Source organism: Borrelia persica No12 (assembly GCF_000500045.1).
GTDB lineage: Bacteria > Spirochaetota > Spirochaetia > Borreliales > Borreliaceae > Borrelia > Borrelia persica.
Genome location: NZ_AYOT01000163.1, coordinates 1 through 282 on the forward strand (window position 1 = coordinate 1; position 282 = coordinate 282).

Annotated in this window: 1 protein-coding gene; it reads left to right on the forward strand. The window is 34.8% G+C overall.

The annotated features are described in order from the left end of the window. Positions 1 to 282, forward strand: a 282-nt coding sequence (locus U881_RS10885; RefSeq protein WP_160164804.1) for a DUF228 domain-containing protein, incomplete at both ends; no start/stop codon positions are given.

The window sequence follows — 282 nt, forward strand, 5'->3', positions numbered from 1 at the left end:
ACAACAACAGAAGATTTGGTAGTAAAGAGCGGAGTAAAGAATGGTTTTCAAGGCGGGCCTGACTTTCCTTATATTCTAACACAAACTATATCTAGCAGTGTCGATAAATATGAAAATTATCCCTATAGAGGTTTTCCATATGGACGTGCAGTTAAGTTAAGTTTTGATACTGATGGTTCTCTTTTTGTCGAGACAAGTGGTGATTCTCAAGTATATGGGATGTGTGTTGATGTTGATGAATTTACTAATACTGCTTGTATAATCCCAATTACTAACAATATT